This window comes from Sphingomonas leidyi (genome assembly GCF_011761945.1).
GTDB classification, from domain to species: Bacteria; Pseudomonadota; Alphaproteobacteria; order Sphingomonadales; family Sphingomonadaceae; genus Sphingomonas; species Sphingomonas leidyi.
In genome coordinates, this window is record NZ_JAASQV010000002.1 from 320,697 (window position 1) to 335,570 (window position 14,874).

Below are 14,874 nucleotides of genomic sequence, written 5' to 3' on the forward strand. Positions count from 1 at the left end.
CTCAGGGCAGGTTCTCGATCTTGCCGCCGCCGCCCGGCGGCGCCAGCCCATCCATCGCCCCGAAGACTTCCTCGGCCGAAGCGACCGGACCGGGCAGCTCGAAATGCTTCGGGTCGATCGCCGCGGTGTCGACCGAACGGAGTTCGAACACGATCTTGCCCGGCACGCCGGAATCGACCGGCTGGATACGGAGCAGCGTGCCCTTGGCGAGGAGCCCCCGCGCGGTGGCGCCGAACTGCGTCGATTCGGGGATGAAGCCGGCCATGAAATCGAGCGCGAGATCGGCGGCGCGGGCGACGATCCGTCCGATCGGCGCCAGTTGCGGATCGGCGCTCGTCACGATCTCGATATGGCGCTTGCGGTCCTTCCCCGGCCCCGCGAGCATGCGCATCAGCCAGACCGAGCCGGTGTGCCCGGCCACGGTGGCGGAGGCGGGCCCCGCCTCCAGGCCGAACTCGACCTTCTCCTTCGCCGCCTCCGCGGCCTTGGGCAGCATGGCCTTGAACAGCGCGGCCATCGCCTGGAGTTCGAACACCTTGGGGCCGGTCTTCCCGTACAGCACGACATAATCGGCGCCGTCGCGGCGGACGATCGCGAACTTGCCGGCCAGCTCGACGCGGGAATTCCCGCCTTCGTCCGCTTCGACGACCAGTTCCTTGCCGTCGACGCCGTAGCGCGCGGTCATATCGGCCAGCGCGGGCAAGGGCGCGAGCGCGAGCGGCACGGCCAGGAACAACATGGTGCGGAGCATCGTGCCTTCTTTCCCCGAGGATGTGGACGGGCGCGATCATCGGGCAAGTCCCGGCGCGCCGCAAGCCGGGCGCATGCGGGCAGGTGATCCCCGTCGCGCGATCGGCTATCGGCGGGAAATGGCCGCAACCCGCCTCGTCCTCACCGATTTCCGCAACCATGAAGATGCCGTGCTGGCGCCCGGCCCCGGCTTCGTGGTGCTGAGCGGCGAGAATGGCGCGGGCAAGACCAACGTGCTCGAGGCGCTGTCGCTGCTCGCCCCCGGCCGCGGCCTCAGGCGCGCGCCGCTCGCCGAAATGGCGCGCCAGGGCGGCAGCGGCGGCTTCGGCGTCGCCGCGCGGCTGGGCGAGACCGACATCGGCACCGGCACCCAGGCCGGTGCGCCCGAGCGGCGGCTGGTGCGGATCAACGGCGCCACCGCCGCGGCCACTTCGCTCGCCGAATGGGTGAGCGTGCTGTGGCTGACCCCGGCGATGGACCGGCTGTTCGTCGATGCCGCGGGCGAGCGGCGGCGTTTCCTCGACCGGCTGACCCTCGCCCTCGCCTCGGGCCATGCCCATCATGCGACGCGCTACGATGCGGCGATGCGCGAGCGCAACCGCCTGCTCGCCGACGATGCCGCGCCCGATGTCGACTGGCTCGCCGCGCTCGAGGCGCGCATGGCCGAACATGGCGCCGCCATCGACGCCGCCCGGCGCGAGGCCGTATCGGCGCTCGCGGAGCGGCTGGCGGCACAGCCCGAGGGGCCGTTCGCCCGCGCCGGCCTGGCGCTGGAAGGCTGGCGAGGCGATGCCGACACACTGGCCCGCGAACTCGCCGCCGGCCGCCGGCGGGATGCCGCGGCGGGACGCACGCTCGCCGGCCCGCACCGGGCGGACCTGCTCGTCACCCATCTCGGCAAGCGGCAGCCCGCGCATCTCTGCTCCACCGGCGAGCAGAAGGCGCTCCTTCTCGGTCTGGTCCTCGCCCATGCCGAACTGGTCGCCGAGCGTGCCGGGCGCGCGCCGATCCTGCTGCTCGACGAAGTCGCCGCCCATCTCGACCCCGGCCGCCGCGCCGCGCTGTTCGCCCGACTCGAAGGCCGCGGACAGGTGTGGATGACCGGCACCGAGCCGGGCCTGTTCGAAGCGGTGCCCGGCGGCGCCACGCGCTACCACGTCGCCGACGGAACGGTGCTCGCAGAATAGGACTGGACGCCGCGGCGATTCCTACGCACCCTTCCGCACGCAACGGGAGGGGGGAAGATATCATGCCCGCTTTGTTCATGCTCGGTGCCGCCGCGGCGGTGCTCGCGCCCGCGCCGGGCGCATCCGGCGAGAAGCTGCGCGCCTGGCCGGCGATGCGCCACGAAGGCGCCACCTATGCCGTGGCGACCGACCGCAGGAACCGGATCATTTCCTGCCTGCCGCTCGATCCCGCCACCGACGCGGCCAGGACGAAGGCGGCCTGCGCCGCCATCGCGGCCCGGGGCGTGCCGGCGGCGATCACGCCAGCGCTGGCCAAGGGCCCGACCGACGAGTGGTTCCCGTCTTCCGACTATCCCGCCATGTCGATCCCGGAGCACAGCTCGGGCAGCGTGACCATCGTCTACGAGATCGACGAGCGCGGCGCGGCGACGCACTGCATGGTCCAGCACAGCAGCGGCATCGCCAGGCTCGATCTCGCCGCCTGCGCCGCGGTGCTGAAGCGCGCGCGCTTCACCCCGGCCAGCTACCAGGGCAAGCCGGTGCACGCGGCCGCGATCGCCACCTTCGAATATGACAGCGAATAAGCGCGCCCAGGGGGGCCGCCGCGCCCCCCTATTTTGCTTCCGTTTCGTGACGCCAATTCCTATATGCTGGGCATGGCAATCGACGACACCACTCCCGAAAATACCCCGAACCAGAACAGCTACGGCGCAGACTCGATCAAGGTCCTCAAGGGACTGGACGCAGTGCGCAAGCGCCCCGGCATGTATATCGGCGATACCGACGACGGCTCGGGCCTCCACCATATGGTGTTCGAGGTCTCGGACAATGCGATCGACGAGGCGCTGGCCGGGCATTGCGACAAGATCATCATCCAGCTGAACCCGGACGGCTCGGTCTCGGTCGAGGACAATGGCCGCGGCATTCCCACCGGCATCCACAGCGAGGAGGGCGTCTCGGCGGCCGAGGTCATCATGACCCAGCTGCATGCCGGCGGCAAGTTCGAGAACACCAGCGACGACAATGCCTATAAGGTGTCGGGCGGCCTGCACGGCGTGGGCGTCTCGGTGGTGAACGCGCTTTCCGAATGGCTCGACCTCAACATCTGGCGCGACGGCGAGGAGCATTACATGCGCTTCGCCTATGGCGACGCGACGGCGCCGCTGAAGGTGATCGGCACGGCGCCCGAGGGCAAGAAGGGCACGCGCGTGACCTTCCTCGCCTCCACCGAGAAGACTCCCGGCGACGGCGGCACTTTCAAGAACCAGATCGAGTATGACTTCGAGAAGCTCGAGCATCGCTATCGCGAGCTGGCGTTCCTGAACTCCGGCGTGCGCCTGTTCCTGCGCGATGCGCGGCACGAGGACGTGAAGGAAGTCGAACTCTATTACGAGGGCGGCATCGCGGCCTTTGTGAAGTGGCTCGATCGCAACAAGCAGCCGCTGATGCCCGATCCCGTGGCGATCGCCGGCACCCGCGACGACGTGACCATCGATGTCGCGCTGGAGTGGAACGACTCCTATTACGAGAACGTCCTCTGCTTCACCAACAACATCCCGCAGCGGGACGGCGGCACCCATCTGGCGGCGTTCCGCGCCGCGCTGACCCGGACCATCAACAACTATGCGGACAAATCGGGCGCGCTGAAGAAGGAGAAGGTGACGCTCACCGGCGACGACATGCGCGAGGGGCTCACCGCGATCGTCTCGGTCAAGCTGCCGGATCCGAAGTTCAGTTCCCAGACCAAGGACAAGCTGGTCTCGTCCGAAGTGCGCCAGCCGCTCGAGAGCCTGATGGCCGACAAGCTGGCCGAATATCTGGAGGAGAATCCCGCCAATGCCCGCATGATCATCCAGAAGGTGATCGACGCGGCGGCGGCGCGCGAGGCCGCCAAGAAGGCGCGCGAGCTGACCCGGCGCAAGGGCGTGATGGACATCGCCAGCCTGCCCGGCAAGCTGGCGGACTGCCAGGAGCGCGATCCGGCCAAGTCCGAGCTGTTCCTGGTCGAGGGTGACTCGGCCGGCGGCTCGGCCAAGCAGGGCCGCGACCGGCATTTCCAGGCGATCCTGCCGCTGCGCGGCAAGATCCTGAACGTCGAGCGCGCGCGCTTCGACCGGATGCTGTCGAGCCGCGAGATCGGCACGCTGATCCAGGCGATGGGCACCGGCATCGGCCGCGACGACTTCAACCTGGAGAAGCTGCGCTACCACAAGATCGTCATCATGACCGACGCGGACGTGGACGGCGCGCACATCCGCACGCTGCTGCTCACCTTCTTCTACCGGCAGATGCCCGAGATCATCCAGGCGGGGCATCTCTACATCGCCCAGCCGCCGCTCTACAAGGCGACCAAGGGCCGCTCCGAAGTGTATCTCAAGGATGATGCCGCGCTCGACCAGTATCTGGTCGAGGCCGGAGTCGGTGCGACGCGGCTGGAAACCAATGAAGGGCCGATCTTCGGCGACGAGCTGATCAAGCTGGTCGACCATGCCCGGCGCACGCGCACCCTGATGCGCTATGTGCCCCGGCGCTACGCGCCCGACATCGTCGAGGCGCTGGCGCTGGCCGGCGCCTTCGATCCCGAGGCGAGCCGCGAGCAGCGCGCCGAGCGGCTGGGCGCGGTGACCCGCCGGCTCGACCAGACCGACGAGGATGCGCGCTGGTCGGCCCGCGTCACCGACGAGGGCGGCTTCCATTTCGAGCGGCTGTGGCGCGGCGTGACCGATCACCACATCATCGAGGCGGCGTTCCTCACTTCGGCCGAGGGGCGCAAGCTCCACGCGCTCGCTGCCGAGCAGGCGGCCAGCTATGGCGCGCTCGCCAAGCTGGTGCCGGCCAAGACCGCGATGACCGAAGAGGCCGCGCCGGCTTCCGAGGAAGGCGATGGCGAGGAACTGGTCGCCGCCGCCAAGGGCGAAACGCTGGTGGCGCGCCCGAGCGAGCTGCTCGATGCGATCCTGGCCTCGGGCCGCAAGGGCCTGTCGATCCAGCGCTACAAGGGCCTTGGCGAGATGAACGCCGAGCAGCTCTGGGAGACCACGCTCGATCCGGCCAATCGCTCGATGCTCGTCGTCCAGGTCGACCAGGCCGATGTGGCGGACGAGATCTTCACGCGCCTGATGGGCGACGTGGTCGAGCCGCGCCGCGAGTTCATCCAGGAGAACGCCCTGAGCGTCGCCAATCTCGACGTGTAGGGTTGGGCCCCGATCGGCAAACTGGTCTGTCACTGAAAGTGCGAGACTCGTCTTAAAGAGTTGGAGACTCATCTCGTAATTGCTCGGGCGGTATGACCTCCCCCATCTGCCGCCCGCGTAATCTATTGCTCGCAGCCCCTAAGTACTCAGATGATATATTGACGGCGAGGATGCTGTGCTATGTTTCAATTGCACAGCCCCTCGAGGTCAACCATGTGTCATCAGACCATAGTCGTCCGAAGCGCGCCGACTGCAGAGGAGCGCCTTCCCGGCTATCTTTTACGCATTGCGGACATCAACGGCTACAGCGGGCCGAGGGATGTACTATCCAACGCGCTAACAAAATTCGGCAATATCGCTGCTCCGCACGCGATAGAGGAGGTGGCGAGACTTCTCGGATTACCTCTCGCGACTGCCACTAATTTGGCGTACATTCGATCAGGTAAATCAAATTTGCGCTTTTTCGGCCACGAGGTCCCGTGCCGACGGGTTTCATGGGTAAATCCGCGACTATGCCCACTCTGCCTGCGGGACCAAGAAGTGATTTCTTGCCTGTGGGACCTCCGTTTTATTCAGGCGTGTCCCTTTCACGGTTGCCAGCTACTCCGCCACTGCCAAACCTGCGGACAACCTCTCACTTGGCACCGAACAAGCCTCGTGCGGTGTCGTTGCGACTCTGACTTTCGAAAGCAACAAACGCCTCGTGCATCGCACTCCGCAATTCAGGTCAGTCGGCGGTTAGCGATTGCGTGCGGCCTTAATGGCGTTCCCGCGCCCACGGGTTTCGACACGGCTCTGCTTGACCTCAACGACCTGCTGTTCCTAATCAATTTCTTTGGTGGACGGGCTCGCGGAGCCTCTGCCGACCAAGAGCACACCCAACGGCAAACGCTCGGACAGGAGGCCATCGTCGAATCTGCCGGCCGTCTTTTTGAGAACCCGGCACCCATAATCATCGAAATAATAGATCGAAGAGCGGAAAATCAACCAAACTATAAAATAGGCAATTTGATAAAATTCTATTTTAACAGCGTCAATAAATACAACCACCCCCGCGCAAAAGATCTATTAGATCAACTTCAATCAGCCGCTAGATCATATTTTAACGTCAGATAAAATCGGATTTCCCATATTTGCTTCGGTTTCAGCGCACGCTTCGCGCCGACGGTTCTACCGGCATTCCAGACTTGACGCTTGGTGGCGGTGGGTGCGGTTTCAGATATCTCCATGATCGTTCTCCGATGGCCAAAGTGGCCATGGGAAAACGCTTTCGGATTTCATGGCATTGAGACCCCAGGAGCACCTGCCGACCAGAAAGTGCCGTTCGCACGGCGGGCGTGAACGTCAGCTAATGGCAGGAGCGCTCGCTCGAGCTTTGGCAAACCGCTCCGAGCAAATCTCCTGCATTACCTGCCCGAGCGGGGCCAGCAGGGTCGTCGCGTAGAGCGGCATCGCATTCATCTCGGTAGCGCGGCGATCCTCTACAGCCTGCGTTCCGGCGTACTAAGACTTGCCAGCGATCCTGTCTTGATCGTGCTGATGCAGGATCAGCCCGGATACCGCGGCAGAGGCATCGCGTGTAAAGGTTATCCGGGCATCACTGCCACGAAGAACAAAGACGTCGCCCGATTTTGCATCGAGCGGAACAGGGGGCTGCCCGCTGAGCTGGCTCACCAGGCGGCCTTGTACGACTGAAATGGAAATGGCCGAACCCGGCGTCAGACTATAGGCGCCGGCGTAGTCTTGCAGGACCGAAGCCGCAGGAGACACCTTCCCTCGCGCATCCCCGACATCTTCGCGTGCAAGCGCCATGAGCGATCCGCCCAGCAAATCCGGCGCAGCACCGTTGAGATTGCCCAGCACGATCACGGTCGTGCGACGGTCAGGATCGTAGGCCATGAACGTGTTGAAGCCGTTCAACCCGCCCGAATGGGCAATTGTGGTGTTTCCCGCCGCCTTGGTGGCGAACACGCCAAAGGCGTATCCGTCGCGGACGGGCGTCGTCAGCAGCGTGGAGGAGGCGGGTCGCAACACGCGTCCTCCGAACAGTCCCTGCTCCCACTTCAGAAGGTCATGGCTCGTCGAATAGAGCCCGCCTGCGCCTTGCGGGATGCTCATGTCCCAGTGTTCGGCGTTGATCACGCCGTTTGCGGTCGGCGTATAACCGGACGCACGACGAGACAGGACAACGGCGTTACGGTCGTAGCCAGTATCGCGCATACCCAGAGGCTGGAAGACAGCTTCGGAAAGGAAATCGGCATAGGATTTCCCGCTGGCTTTCTCGATAACGGCGGTCAGCAGCACATAGCCGGAGTTGGAATATTTCCGCCCCTCACCGGGCCGGAAATCGAGTGGGCGATCCCGAAACCGCGCGATCAAGCTGTCGATCGTCGCCGGTAGCGCTTTCGTCGATTGGAAGTCGTCGAAGCTTGTGAAATTGGGGACTCCGGCGGTGTGCGCCAGCAGGCGTCTTACCGTGACCTGATCCCAGGCACTGGGCGCATCCGGCAACCATGTTTTCACCGGCGCGTCCAAATCCACCAGGCCGCGCTCGTGCAGGATCATGATCGCGACGGCGGTGAACTGCTTGGTGATCGATCCCAAGCGGAACTTGGTGTTGCCGTCGTTGGGAACCTGCCATTCGCGATTGGCGAGACCATAGCCTTTATCGAGTAAGACCTGACCATCGCGAGCGACCAGAACGGCCCCCGAGAACTCGTCCGCCTCGGCCGAGGCTCGCACGAGCCGATCCATACGTCCCGAACCCTGCGCCATGGCAGGGACGGCAGAGAAAATAAAGGCGACCAGGCCGACGAGGGCGCTGTTACCAATATATGCGCAAAGGCTGTTTCTCGACAATCTGGACCCCATGGAGCAATGCCACCGCGCTTCTACGGCGGGAGCGGCCAATGCACGCGGATTGATGCACGCGCCAGTATCAAATCTGCGTTCGACACCTCGCTCAGGAATGGCGGCTAAGTCCCACACCCCTCCGGCCGCTGGCGACCAAAGTCGGTCGTTCATATCAGCTACCGCGAACGTCTCCTCCTGACAGAAGTTACCGATGGATCGCTCGGATGCAGACCGTCAGGAAGGCGCCCCAATAGCGGTCGTTTGCTGGCGCCGACGGCTACTCCGAAATCGGCCGTTCCTTCAGAAATCAATTGCAGCCAATTCGTGTGACCAACCAATGAAACTCTGTATGCGGCCAGTTGTACCAGAGGGCAGCGCGTGGGAGCAGGTTGCCGCAGTCAAGATCATTGATGCGGTGCATCATCATCCGAATGCGAGATGGCAACTATCAACCTGTCCGCGAGCCATTGACCGAGCATTTCGCCAGCGCGGCTAGTCCCGTCCTCTTGCCCGAATCTGTCGACTAGCTCTGCGCACAGGTCAGCAAACGACAGGCCAGCCCGAGCTGCGAGCAGTGCCTGACGCTCGATTTGATCGATGGCGCGGAAGTGCGCGGTTTCCGCTTCGCGCCAGACGAGGATCGCACCTTGCTCCGGCAGATAAGCCACGCCCGGCGGCTCCACGCCTTCTGCCAATGCGGACCAGATCGCGGTTGCGTTCGTGGTCAGGTCGCGGAGGTCAAGCGTCGGAGTGAAATGCAACACGGCGGCGTCCCAATCGACTTCGGTGATGTCCGCCGCTGTCAGCGCCGCGGCGTCGGGGCCGACAAAGGCTTCGCCTAGCGCGAAGTCGATCCAGGCCAGCTCGGCGACTTCAGGGTCGCCGGGGTAGAGCAGCGCCAGCGTGGGGGGAAAGTCGCGCGGATAGGCGTCGAGGGTCCAGCTACTCGGCGGCACGCGCAGAATGTGCGCGGCCACGGCACGCGCAAAGGCTTCGTCGCCGATCCAGTCGCGGGTGCGGGCAAAGCTCTCCTCCAGACAAGCGGCGAGCGAGGCCCGGAAATTGTTCCGGTGGACGCGCAGCCCCGGCGCTGCATCCTCGCCGCCGAGGCGCGTCGCGGCCGCGTCATCTTCGCGCGCCAGCCATGCCCGCATGTCGCGCTGGAGATCGATCAGGGTCATGCCGCGGTACGCACGGTTTCGCGGGCGATCCGTCGGGCGGTCCCCAACTCGGCAAGCAGTTCGTGCAGTGGCGGGATCGCGTCGTCCCGCTCGATCATCGTCGCGACCGGGCCGAGCTTCGGCAGGACGTGCGCATAGAGGCTCCATACCGGATCCGGGACGGGCTGGTCGTGCGTGTCGATCAGGAGCTCGCTGCCCTGGCTGTGGCCGGCAAGGTGGATCTGGCGCACCCGGGCATGCGGCAGGCCGTCCAGATAGGCGATGGGATCGAAGCCGTGGTTGCTCGCGCTGACGAAGACGTTGTTGACGTCGAGCAGCAGCCCGCAGCCGGTGCGCGCGCACAGCGCGTCGAGGAATGCCCATTCGGTCGTGTCGGCGGGTGCGAAGTCGATATAGGTGGAGGGGTTCTCGACCAGCATCGCCCGGCCCAGCGCGTTCTGCGCGCGATCGACATTGGCCGAGACCAGGTCGAGCGCCTCTCGCGTGTAGGGCAAGGGCAACAGGTCGTGCGAATTGAACCCGTCGATCCGCGACCAGCTCAGATGGTCCGAAACGAAGAGTGGGTCGATCTCGTCGATCAGCGCGCGAAGGCGGGCGAGATAGGCGCCGTCGAGCCCGTCGGCCGAACCGATCGACATCGACACGCCGTGCAGCGCGACCGGATAGCGCTCGCGGACCTCGCGCAGGATGCGGCGGGGCCGACCGCCCGGGATCATGAAGTTCTCCGAGATCACCTCAACGAAATCGACCGCGACCTTGGTCTCGAGGAATTCGGCATAATGCGGCTTGCGCAGGCCCAGGCCGAAGCCGGCAAAGGGAGCGATCATCAAAAGGTCCTCGCCAGGAAGGAAGCCCGGCCCGGCGCTGGGGACGCCGGGCCGGTGCGCCGGTCACTTCGGCGCGGTCAGGCTGCCGCCGGCGGCCGTGCATGCCTTGGCGGTAACTTCCTTGAAGCCCTGGCCCTTGCAGTCGTTCTGGCCCTTGCAGTCGTTCTTCGCGGTCTTGCAGTCCGACGTGCCCTTGCAGGTGTTGATGCCATAGCAGTGGACGACCTTGGCGGCGGTCGCGCCCATGCCGGCCTTGGCGATGGCGGCAGTCGGCGCCGCGGCGCTGATCGCGATGACGGCGGCGGAAGCGGCGATGCTGGCGCCGGTGCGGATGAGGGTCATTGGGGATACTCCGAAAGGGGTTCAGCCGAATTGGCATCCCCAGTTCGCCCACCCGGGCCTGACGGTTACAGGCTCCTGCGAATTACCAGCGCAGCAGGCGCGGACCGAGCAGCGCGCCGATCGAGGCGGCGAGCAGAATGCCGAGCGAATACCAGGTCAGCACGAAGATCGCCGATACCTCGGGGCAATGCATGCAATAGACCGTCGCCGCGAAGGCACCCGCCGCCAGCCCCGCCGCAGCTCCCGCCGCGCGCAGCCGGGTCGGTGCCAGGCGCCGGAACGACCAGAGCAGGCCGATGAAGATCGGCATGGCCAGCGCCAGCACCAGCCAGGGGCAGATCATCCAGCTGTGCCCGAGCCACATGGCGAGCCACAGGCCGGGCGGCGTTCGGGCCAGCTCGGCCACGCCCAGCCCGCCAAGCAGCACCACCGGCACCGCCAGCAGCCAGGTCCAGCGCAGCCGCGCGCTGTCGGGCCGCGCGAGCTGCACGGTCATCACGATCGCGGCGAGCGCCAGCGAGAAGGTATAGCCCCATTTCATCCAGAAGGCGGGCCCGCGCATGGCGAGGCCCAGATCGGGGCGGATGCCGAGCACCAGCACCAGGGCGGTGCCCGAAACCAGCGCGCCGAGCAGGATGCCGAGCACGAGCCGCAGCCCGACGGCGCCCCGGCGCACCGGCGGCACATCTTCCGAAAGCTGCGCGATCAGGTCGTCGGTGTTCATCGCGCGCCTCCCTGGATCCGCGCGACCAGTGCCTTCAATCCCCGGTGCACCGATACCTTCACGTCGGATTCGCCGATGCCGCCGGCCTGCGCCGCCTCGGCGACGCTGAGGCCGTCGATCCGGGTGGCGCGGATCGCCTGGGCCTGCTTGCCGGGGAGTGCTGCCAGAAGCTCCTCGACATCGAGTCGCGCCACCAGGGCATTCTCGAAATCCGGCTCGATCAACGTCTCCTCGAGCCCTTCGATCGGCTGCAGGCGGCGCGTGCGGCGAAAATGATCGACCATCTTGTAGCGGGCGATCGCGAACAGCCACGCCGTGAAGGCGCGTTCGCGGTCATAGGTCGCGCGGCGGGTGTGCACCGCGATCAGGGTTTCCTGCACCAGATCCTCGATATCGTCGTCGGAGCCGTTCGCACGACGCCGATAGAAGCCGCGCAACAAGGGGACGAGCAGGCGCAGCAATGCGGCATGGGCCGCGGCGTCACCGTCCAGCCCATCGATCATCAACCCGCGCAGCGCTTCCTCGTTCGCTCGCATCCCTGCTCCTCAAGGCAGAGTTCGGCATGGCCGGGCCAAAGGTTACACCGCTTCGCGAAAAAAATTCGAGGGCGATTTGTAACGCCGCCCGCGCCCGCGCCGAACTGGCGATGTGACATGGGCTTCCGCCTCCTCCCCGGTCACCGCGTGGCCCGGTCTCCCCTCTGCCGGGCCGCGCGACGGAGGCACCGTCTTCAAAGGATCAGAGACATGCGTTCGACCAATGCCACCCTTGCCGCCACGCTCGCCATCGCCGTCGCGGGCGCCGCGCTCGCGCCTGCCGCCTCGGCGCAGACCAAGCCCGCGATGGAGAAATGCTACGGCGTCTCGCTCGCCGGCAAGAACGACTGCAAGGCCGGTGCCGGCACCAGCTGCGCAGGCACGTCGAAGGTCAATTATCAGGGCAACGCCTGGAAGCTGGTCAAGGCCGGCACCTGCACCACGATCAGGACGCCCAAGGGCAATGGCTCGCTGAGTCCCAAAGCCTGATGTGCCGGCCGGGGCACGCCCTGTCCCGGCGGCATTCCTCCGGAGATCGTCGATGACTTCCCCCGCTGCATTCTACACACGCCTCACCGATCGCGCGTCCACGCTGGTGCCCGACGCCCTGCTCCTGCTGATGGCCCGGCTGGGTATCGCCGGCGTATTCTTCATGTCCGGCCGCACCAAGGTGGACGGCATACTACACATCACCGACGGCACCTATGAGCTCTTCCGTACCGAATATGCACTGCCGCTGGTTCCGCCCGAGATCGCGGCGGTGGCGGCGACCTGGTCCGAGCATGGTTTCTCGATCCTGCTGGTGTTGGGTCTGGCAACGCGCTTTTCGGCACTGGCGCTGCTCGGCATGACGCTAGTGATCGAGATCTTCGTCTATCCCGATGCCTGGCCGACCCATCTGAGCTGGGCGGCGATCCTGCTTCCCCTCATCTTTCGCGGCGGAGGCGCCTGGTCGGTCGACGCAATCATGCGACAGTCTGGCTCTACCGGCGCGGGCCGCTAGGGAGCGGCAAATCGCCCAGTCAAGGGAAAGCCGCTGCCAGGGGGATCCGGGCAGCGGCTTTCACGGCGCGCCGAGTCAGCGTTTACCGATGGGACCAAGGCGCGCCGCCGGGCACGATCCGGCGCGAGAGGGTTCGCGCCGGAACCGGCGTCACGGCATCAGGACGCCGTCGATCACGTGGATCACGCCGTTCGACTGGTTGACGTCGGCGATCGTGATCTTTGCCTTGCCGCCCTTGGCGTCGACCACCCACCAGGCGCCGTCCGGCCCCTTGGTGACAGTTAGCTTCTCGCCCTGCACGGTGGTGAGCATCGCCTTGCCCATATGCTTCTTCGCATTGGCCGCGAGCATCGCCGCGCTCATCTTGCCGGGCACGACATGATAGGTGAGGATATTGGTGAGCGTCGCCTTGTTCTCGGGCATCACCAGCTTGTCGACGGTGCCTGCCGGGAGCTTGGCGAAGGCGGCGTTGGTCGGTGCGAAGACGGTGAAGGGGCCGGGTCCGGACAGGGTATCGACTAGGCCCGCGGCCTTGACGGCGGCGACGAGCGTGGTGTGGTCCTTCGAGTTCATGGCGTTCTGGACGATGTTCTTCGTTGGATACATCGCCGCGCCGCCGACCATGGGATAATGCTGGACGGCCGCGACCGCACCGGTGGCGAGCAGCGCCGAACCGGCCATTGTGAGACTGAGCTTCCTGAGGCTGGGCATCTTGGCTTCCTTCTCCAGCACCCGAGGTTCGGGTGCGAAGAAGCTACGGCGCCGGTTGCCTGGCGGATGCAGTCACGGCTCAGATCGTTGAAATTTTTCCGGCGGCGATCGGGGCGCTGCTCGGCGCCTTATGCGGCGCGCCATCATGCGGCTCGAATGTGATGGCCAGCGTCGCGCCATCCGAGAGCAGGGCGCGATGCGGCGCATCGACCACAACGCGAGTCACGCCATCCGCTGCAACCAGGCCGAGCGAACGCGGCACGCCGTCCGCGGGGATCACCCAGAGCTCGGGGGCGAGCTTGCTGTCGGGCAGCCGGACCGCGCGGATGCGCAGCACGCCACCGGCGGGATCGTAGCTTGCGGCGAGCAAGCCGGGAGCATCGCCGCTGCCGAGCTGCGCGATCACTGTCCTGTCGGGCGCCCGGACGATCTCGACCGGTGCGGGCGCAGGCCGCAGCACAAGCACCGCCGCAAGCGATGCCGCCAGCGCGCCGCTCGCGATCGCGCCGATCCGCCAGCGTCGGAGCGCACGGTGGCTGTCCCGCTCGCCCGGACCGCCCAGGCGGTGCTCGATCGCCGGCCAGAGCGCGGGCGAAGGCTGTTCCTCGAACCCTGCGCACAGCGGCTCGAAGCGCTTGCCCCAGGCATCGACCGTGGCCGCGAAATCGGGATCTGACAGCCGCAAGCGCATCGCCAGGGCACGCTCTTCGCCTTCGAGCAGGCCAAGTGCGAGCTCGGCGGCAAGTGCATCGCGCTCCTCGGGAATGATCGGCTCAGGCATCGTCCAGGCACCCCTTGAGCTGGATCAACCCCCTGCGGACCCAGCTCTTGAGCGTGCCGAGAGGCACCGCCATTGCCTCGGCGAGCTGCGAATAGGTGAGCCCATCGAAGAACGCTGCGCGGATCGCGTGTCGCGGGCGCTCGTCCAAGGCATCCAGGCAGTCGAAAATCCGCGCGCGCTGCGTGGCGGCATCGATCACCTCGGGCGCGAGGGGGCTGTCGTCTTCAACTATCGCCGCCGCGCTCTCCGGCAGGTGCGCCGTGCTGCCATTGGCCCGCCGCCAGTCGATCGCTGTATTGCGCGCGATGGCGCACAGCCAGGTGATCGGGCTTGCACGCTCCGCATCGAAACGCCCGGCGCGGTCCCAGACCTTGAGATAGACTTTCTGCAAGATATCCTCGGCGGCCTCACGATCTCCGGAGATACGGAGGCAAACGCCAAAAAGCTTCGCGGCGGTCGTATCATATACGGCGCGCAGGGCCGCCTGATCGCCTTTGGCGACGCGAGCCAAGTTGGCAACGAGCCTTTCCCTGTTCGCGCTGGCTGGCGTATCGACCATGGCTGCGAAGCTATCCGACCGAGCTCGGACTGTCAGTACGCTTTCGGCGGCAAGGGTTTGATCACGCGGTAATATGACGAGCGCAATCCGCGCTTCGAACCTAGGAACGGTAGGTCCACTCTCGGCCCTTCTCCAGTCGCGCTCTGATGGCCGGTCCGGGAAGCGCCGGGCGTCCGCTGGCGAAACCTGCCGTTCGACGCGTCACTTGGTAAGGGCAGAAAAGTCC

Annotated in this window: 16 protein-coding genes; 6 read left to right on the forward strand and 10 right to left on the reverse strand. The window is 65.9% G+C overall.

Annotation, left to right across the window (positions count from 1 at the left end; all coding sequences use genetic code 11):
- Nucleotide 1: 1 nt before the first annotated feature.
- On the reverse strand, nt 2-751 hold the full coding sequence (locus tag FHR20_RS11185; protein ID WP_167299725.1) for a hypothetical protein: 750 nt from the start codon (nt 749-751) through the stop codon (nt 2-4).
- Nucleotides 752-869: 118 nt separating this feature from the next.
- Between FHR20_RS11185 and recF the strand changes: the two genes are divergently transcribed.
- From recF to FHR20_RS23230, 4 genes are all read left to right on the forward strand, one after another.
- The gene (recF, locus tag FHR20_RS11190; protein ID WP_167299726.1) at nt 870-1,937 is read left to right on the forward strand and encodes a DNA replication/repair protein RecF; all 1,068 of its coding nucleotides are present in this window, start codon (nt 870-872) and stop codon (nt 1,935-1,937) included.
- Nucleotides 1,938-1,999: 62 nt separating this feature from the next.
- Complete coding sequence (locus tag FHR20_RS11195; protein ID WP_167299727.1) at nt 2,000-2,521, forward strand: energy transducer TonB; 522 nt, start codon at nt 2,000-2,002, stop codon at nt 2,519-2,521.
- Nucleotides 2,522-2,584: 63 nt separating this feature from the next.
- A complete protein-coding gene (gyrB, locus tag FHR20_RS11200; RefSeq protein WP_167299728.1) occupies nt 2,585-5,131 on the forward strand; it encodes a DNA topoisomerase (ATP-hydrolyzing) subunit B in 2,547 nt (848 codons plus the stop codon).
- A 213-nt stretch (nt 5,132-5,344) separates the two neighbouring features.
- Entirely contained in the window at nt 5,345-6,247 is a 903-nt protein-coding gene (locus FHR20_RS23230; RefSeq protein ID WP_167299729.1) for a TniQ family protein, read from the forward strand.
- 387 nt (nt 6,248-6,634) lie between these two features.
- On the opposite strand, the gene FHR20_RS11215 is transcribed toward FHR20_RS23230, so the two are convergent.
- The 6 genes from FHR20_RS11215 to FHR20_RS11240 form a co-directional block, all read right to left on the reverse strand.
- Nucleotides 6,635-7,990, reverse strand: coding sequence for a serine hydrolase (locus FHR20_RS11215; protein ID WP_208413562.1), 1,356 nt, complete (start codon nt 7,988-7,990; stop codon nt 6,635-6,637).
- Between the two features lie 398 nt (nt 7,991-8,388).
- Nucleotides 8,389-9,165 carry an HvfC/BufC N-terminal domain-containing protein gene (locus tag FHR20_RS11220; protein WP_167299731.1) on the reverse strand — a complete coding sequence of 259 codons (777 nt, stop codon included), beginning with the start codon at nt 9,163-9,165 and terminating at the stop codon, nt 8,389-8,391.
- On the reverse strand, nt 9,162-9,992 hold the full coding sequence (gene bufB / locus FHR20_RS11225) for an MNIO family bufferin maturase (RefSeq protein ID WP_167299732.1): 831 nt from the start codon (nt 9,990-9,992) through the stop codon (nt 9,162-9,164). Before bufB ends, FHR20_RS11220 begins: the two co-directional genes overlap by 4 nt.
- A 63-nt stretch (nt 9,993-10,055) precedes the next feature.
- Complete coding sequence (gene bufA2 / locus FHR20_RS11230; protein ID WP_167299733.1) at nt 10,056-10,334, reverse strand: BufA2 family periplasmic bufferin-type metallophore; 279 nt, start codon at nt 10,332-10,334, stop codon at nt 10,056-10,058.
- Between the two features lie 82 nt (nt 10,335-10,416).
- The gene (locus FHR20_RS11235) at nt 10,417-11,058 is read right to left on the reverse strand and encodes a DUF1109 domain-containing protein (RefSeq protein ID WP_167299734.1); all 642 of its coding nucleotides are present in this window, start codon (nt 11,056-11,058) and stop codon (nt 10,417-10,419) included.
- The gene (locus tag FHR20_RS11240) at nt 11,055-11,594 is read right to left on the reverse strand and encodes a sigma-70 family RNA polymerase sigma factor (protein WP_167299735.1); all 540 of its coding nucleotides are present in this window, start codon (nt 11,592-11,594) and stop codon (nt 11,055-11,057) included. The genes FHR20_RS11235 and FHR20_RS11240 overlap by 4 nt, the downstream gene beginning before the upstream one ends.
- A gap of 210 nt (nt 11,595-11,804) precedes the next feature.
- On the opposite strand from FHR20_RS11240, the gene FHR20_RS11245 reads away from it, so the two are divergent.
- Complete coding sequence (locus tag FHR20_RS11245; RefSeq protein ID WP_167299736.1) at nt 11,805-12,083, forward strand: BufA1 family periplasmic bufferin-type metallophore; 279 nt, start codon at nt 11,805-11,807, stop codon at nt 12,081-12,083.
- A gap of 52 nt (nt 12,084-12,135) precedes the next feature.
- Nucleotides 12,136-12,597: a DoxX family protein gene (locus FHR20_RS11250; RefSeq protein ID WP_167299737.1), complete on the forward strand. Its 462-nt coding sequence runs from the start codon at nt 12,136-12,138 to the stop codon at nt 12,595-12,597.
- A 150-nt stretch (nt 12,598-12,747) separates the two neighbouring features.
- Here FHR20_RS11250 and FHR20_RS11255 read toward each other — a convergent pair whose 3' ends face one another.
- The 3 genes from FHR20_RS11255 to FHR20_RS11265 all read right to left on the reverse strand — a co-directional run bounded on the left by FHR20_RS11255 (nt 12,748) and on the right by FHR20_RS11265 (nt 14,648).
- Nucleotides 12,748-13,278, reverse strand: a complete 531-nt coding sequence (locus FHR20_RS11255) for a fasciclin domain-containing protein (protein WP_243857377.1) — start codon at nt 13,276-13,278, stop codon at nt 12,748-12,750.
- A gap of 109 nt (nt 13,279-13,387) precedes the next feature.
- Nucleotides 13,388-14,089 (reverse strand): anti-sigma factor, encoded by a 702-nt coding sequence (locus tag FHR20_RS11260; protein WP_167299739.1) that lies wholly within the window; start codon nt 14,087-14,089, stop codon nt 13,388-13,390.
- Nucleotides 14,082-14,648 (reverse strand): sigma-70 family RNA polymerase sigma factor, encoded by a 567-nt coding sequence (locus tag FHR20_RS11265; protein WP_167299740.1) that lies wholly within the window; start codon nt 14,646-14,648, stop codon nt 14,082-14,084. The genes FHR20_RS11260 and FHR20_RS11265 overlap by 8 nt, the downstream gene beginning before the upstream one ends.
- Nucleotides 14,649-14,874: the final 226 nt, after the last annotated feature.

Excerpts from the sequence above, each read along its gene's own strand:
- FHR20_RS11185 (WP_167299725.1), bottom strand. The coding sequence starts at position 751 with ATGCTCCGCACCATGTTGTTCCTGGCCGTGCCGCTCGCGCTCGCGCCC.
- recF (WP_167299726.1), top strand. The coding sequence starts at position 870 with ATGGCCGCAACCCGCCTCGTCCTCACCGATTTCCGCAACCATGAAGAT.
- FHR20_RS11195 (WP_167299727.1), top strand. The coding sequence starts at position 2,000 with ATGCCCGCTTTGTTCATGCTCGGTGCCGCCGCGGCGGTGCTCGCGCCC.
- gyrB (WP_167299728.1), top strand. The coding sequence starts at position 2,585 with ATGCTGGGCATGGCAATCGACGACACCACTCCCGAAAATACCCCGAAC.
- FHR20_RS23230 (WP_167299729.1), top strand. The coding sequence starts at position 5,345 with ATGTGTCATCAGACCATAGTCGTCCGAAGCGCGCCGACTGCAGAGGAG.
- FHR20_RS11220 (WP_167299731.1), bottom strand. The coding sequence starts at position 9,165 with ATGACCCTGATCGATCTCCAGCGCGACATGCGGGCATGGCTGGCGCGC.
- bufB (WP_167299732.1), bottom strand. The coding sequence starts at position 9,992 with ATGATCGCTCCCTTTGCCGGCTTCGGCCTGGGCCTGCGCAAGCCGCAT.
- bufA2 (WP_167299733.1), bottom strand. The coding sequence starts at position 10,334 with ATGACCCTCATCCGCACCGGCGCCAGCATCGCCGCTTCCGCCGCCGTC.
- FHR20_RS11235 (WP_167299734.1), bottom strand. The coding sequence starts at position 11,058 with ATGAACACCGACGACCTGATCGCGCAGCTTTCGGAAGATGTGCCGCCG.
- FHR20_RS11240 (WP_167299735.1), bottom strand. The coding sequence starts at position 11,594 with ATGCGAGCGAACGAGGAAGCGCTGCGCGGGTTGATGATCGATGGGCTG.
- FHR20_RS11245 (WP_167299736.1), top strand. The coding sequence starts at position 11,805 with ATGCGTTCGACCAATGCCACCCTTGCCGCCACGCTCGCCATCGCCGTC.
- FHR20_RS11250 (WP_167299737.1), top strand. The coding sequence starts at position 12,136 with ATGACTTCCCCCGCTGCATTCTACACACGCCTCACCGATCGCGCGTCC.
- FHR20_RS11255 (WP_243857377.1), bottom strand. The coding sequence starts at position 13,278 with ATGGCCGGTTCGGCGCTGCTCGCCACCGGTGCGGTCGCGGCCGTCCAG.
- FHR20_RS11260 (WP_167299739.1), bottom strand. The coding sequence starts at position 14,089 with ATGCCTGAGCCGATCATTCCCGAGGAGCGCGATGCACTTGCCGCCGAG.
- FHR20_RS11265 (WP_167299740.1), bottom strand. The coding sequence starts at position 14,648 with ATGGTCGATACGCCAGCCAGCGCGAACAGGGAAAGGCTCGTTGCCAAC.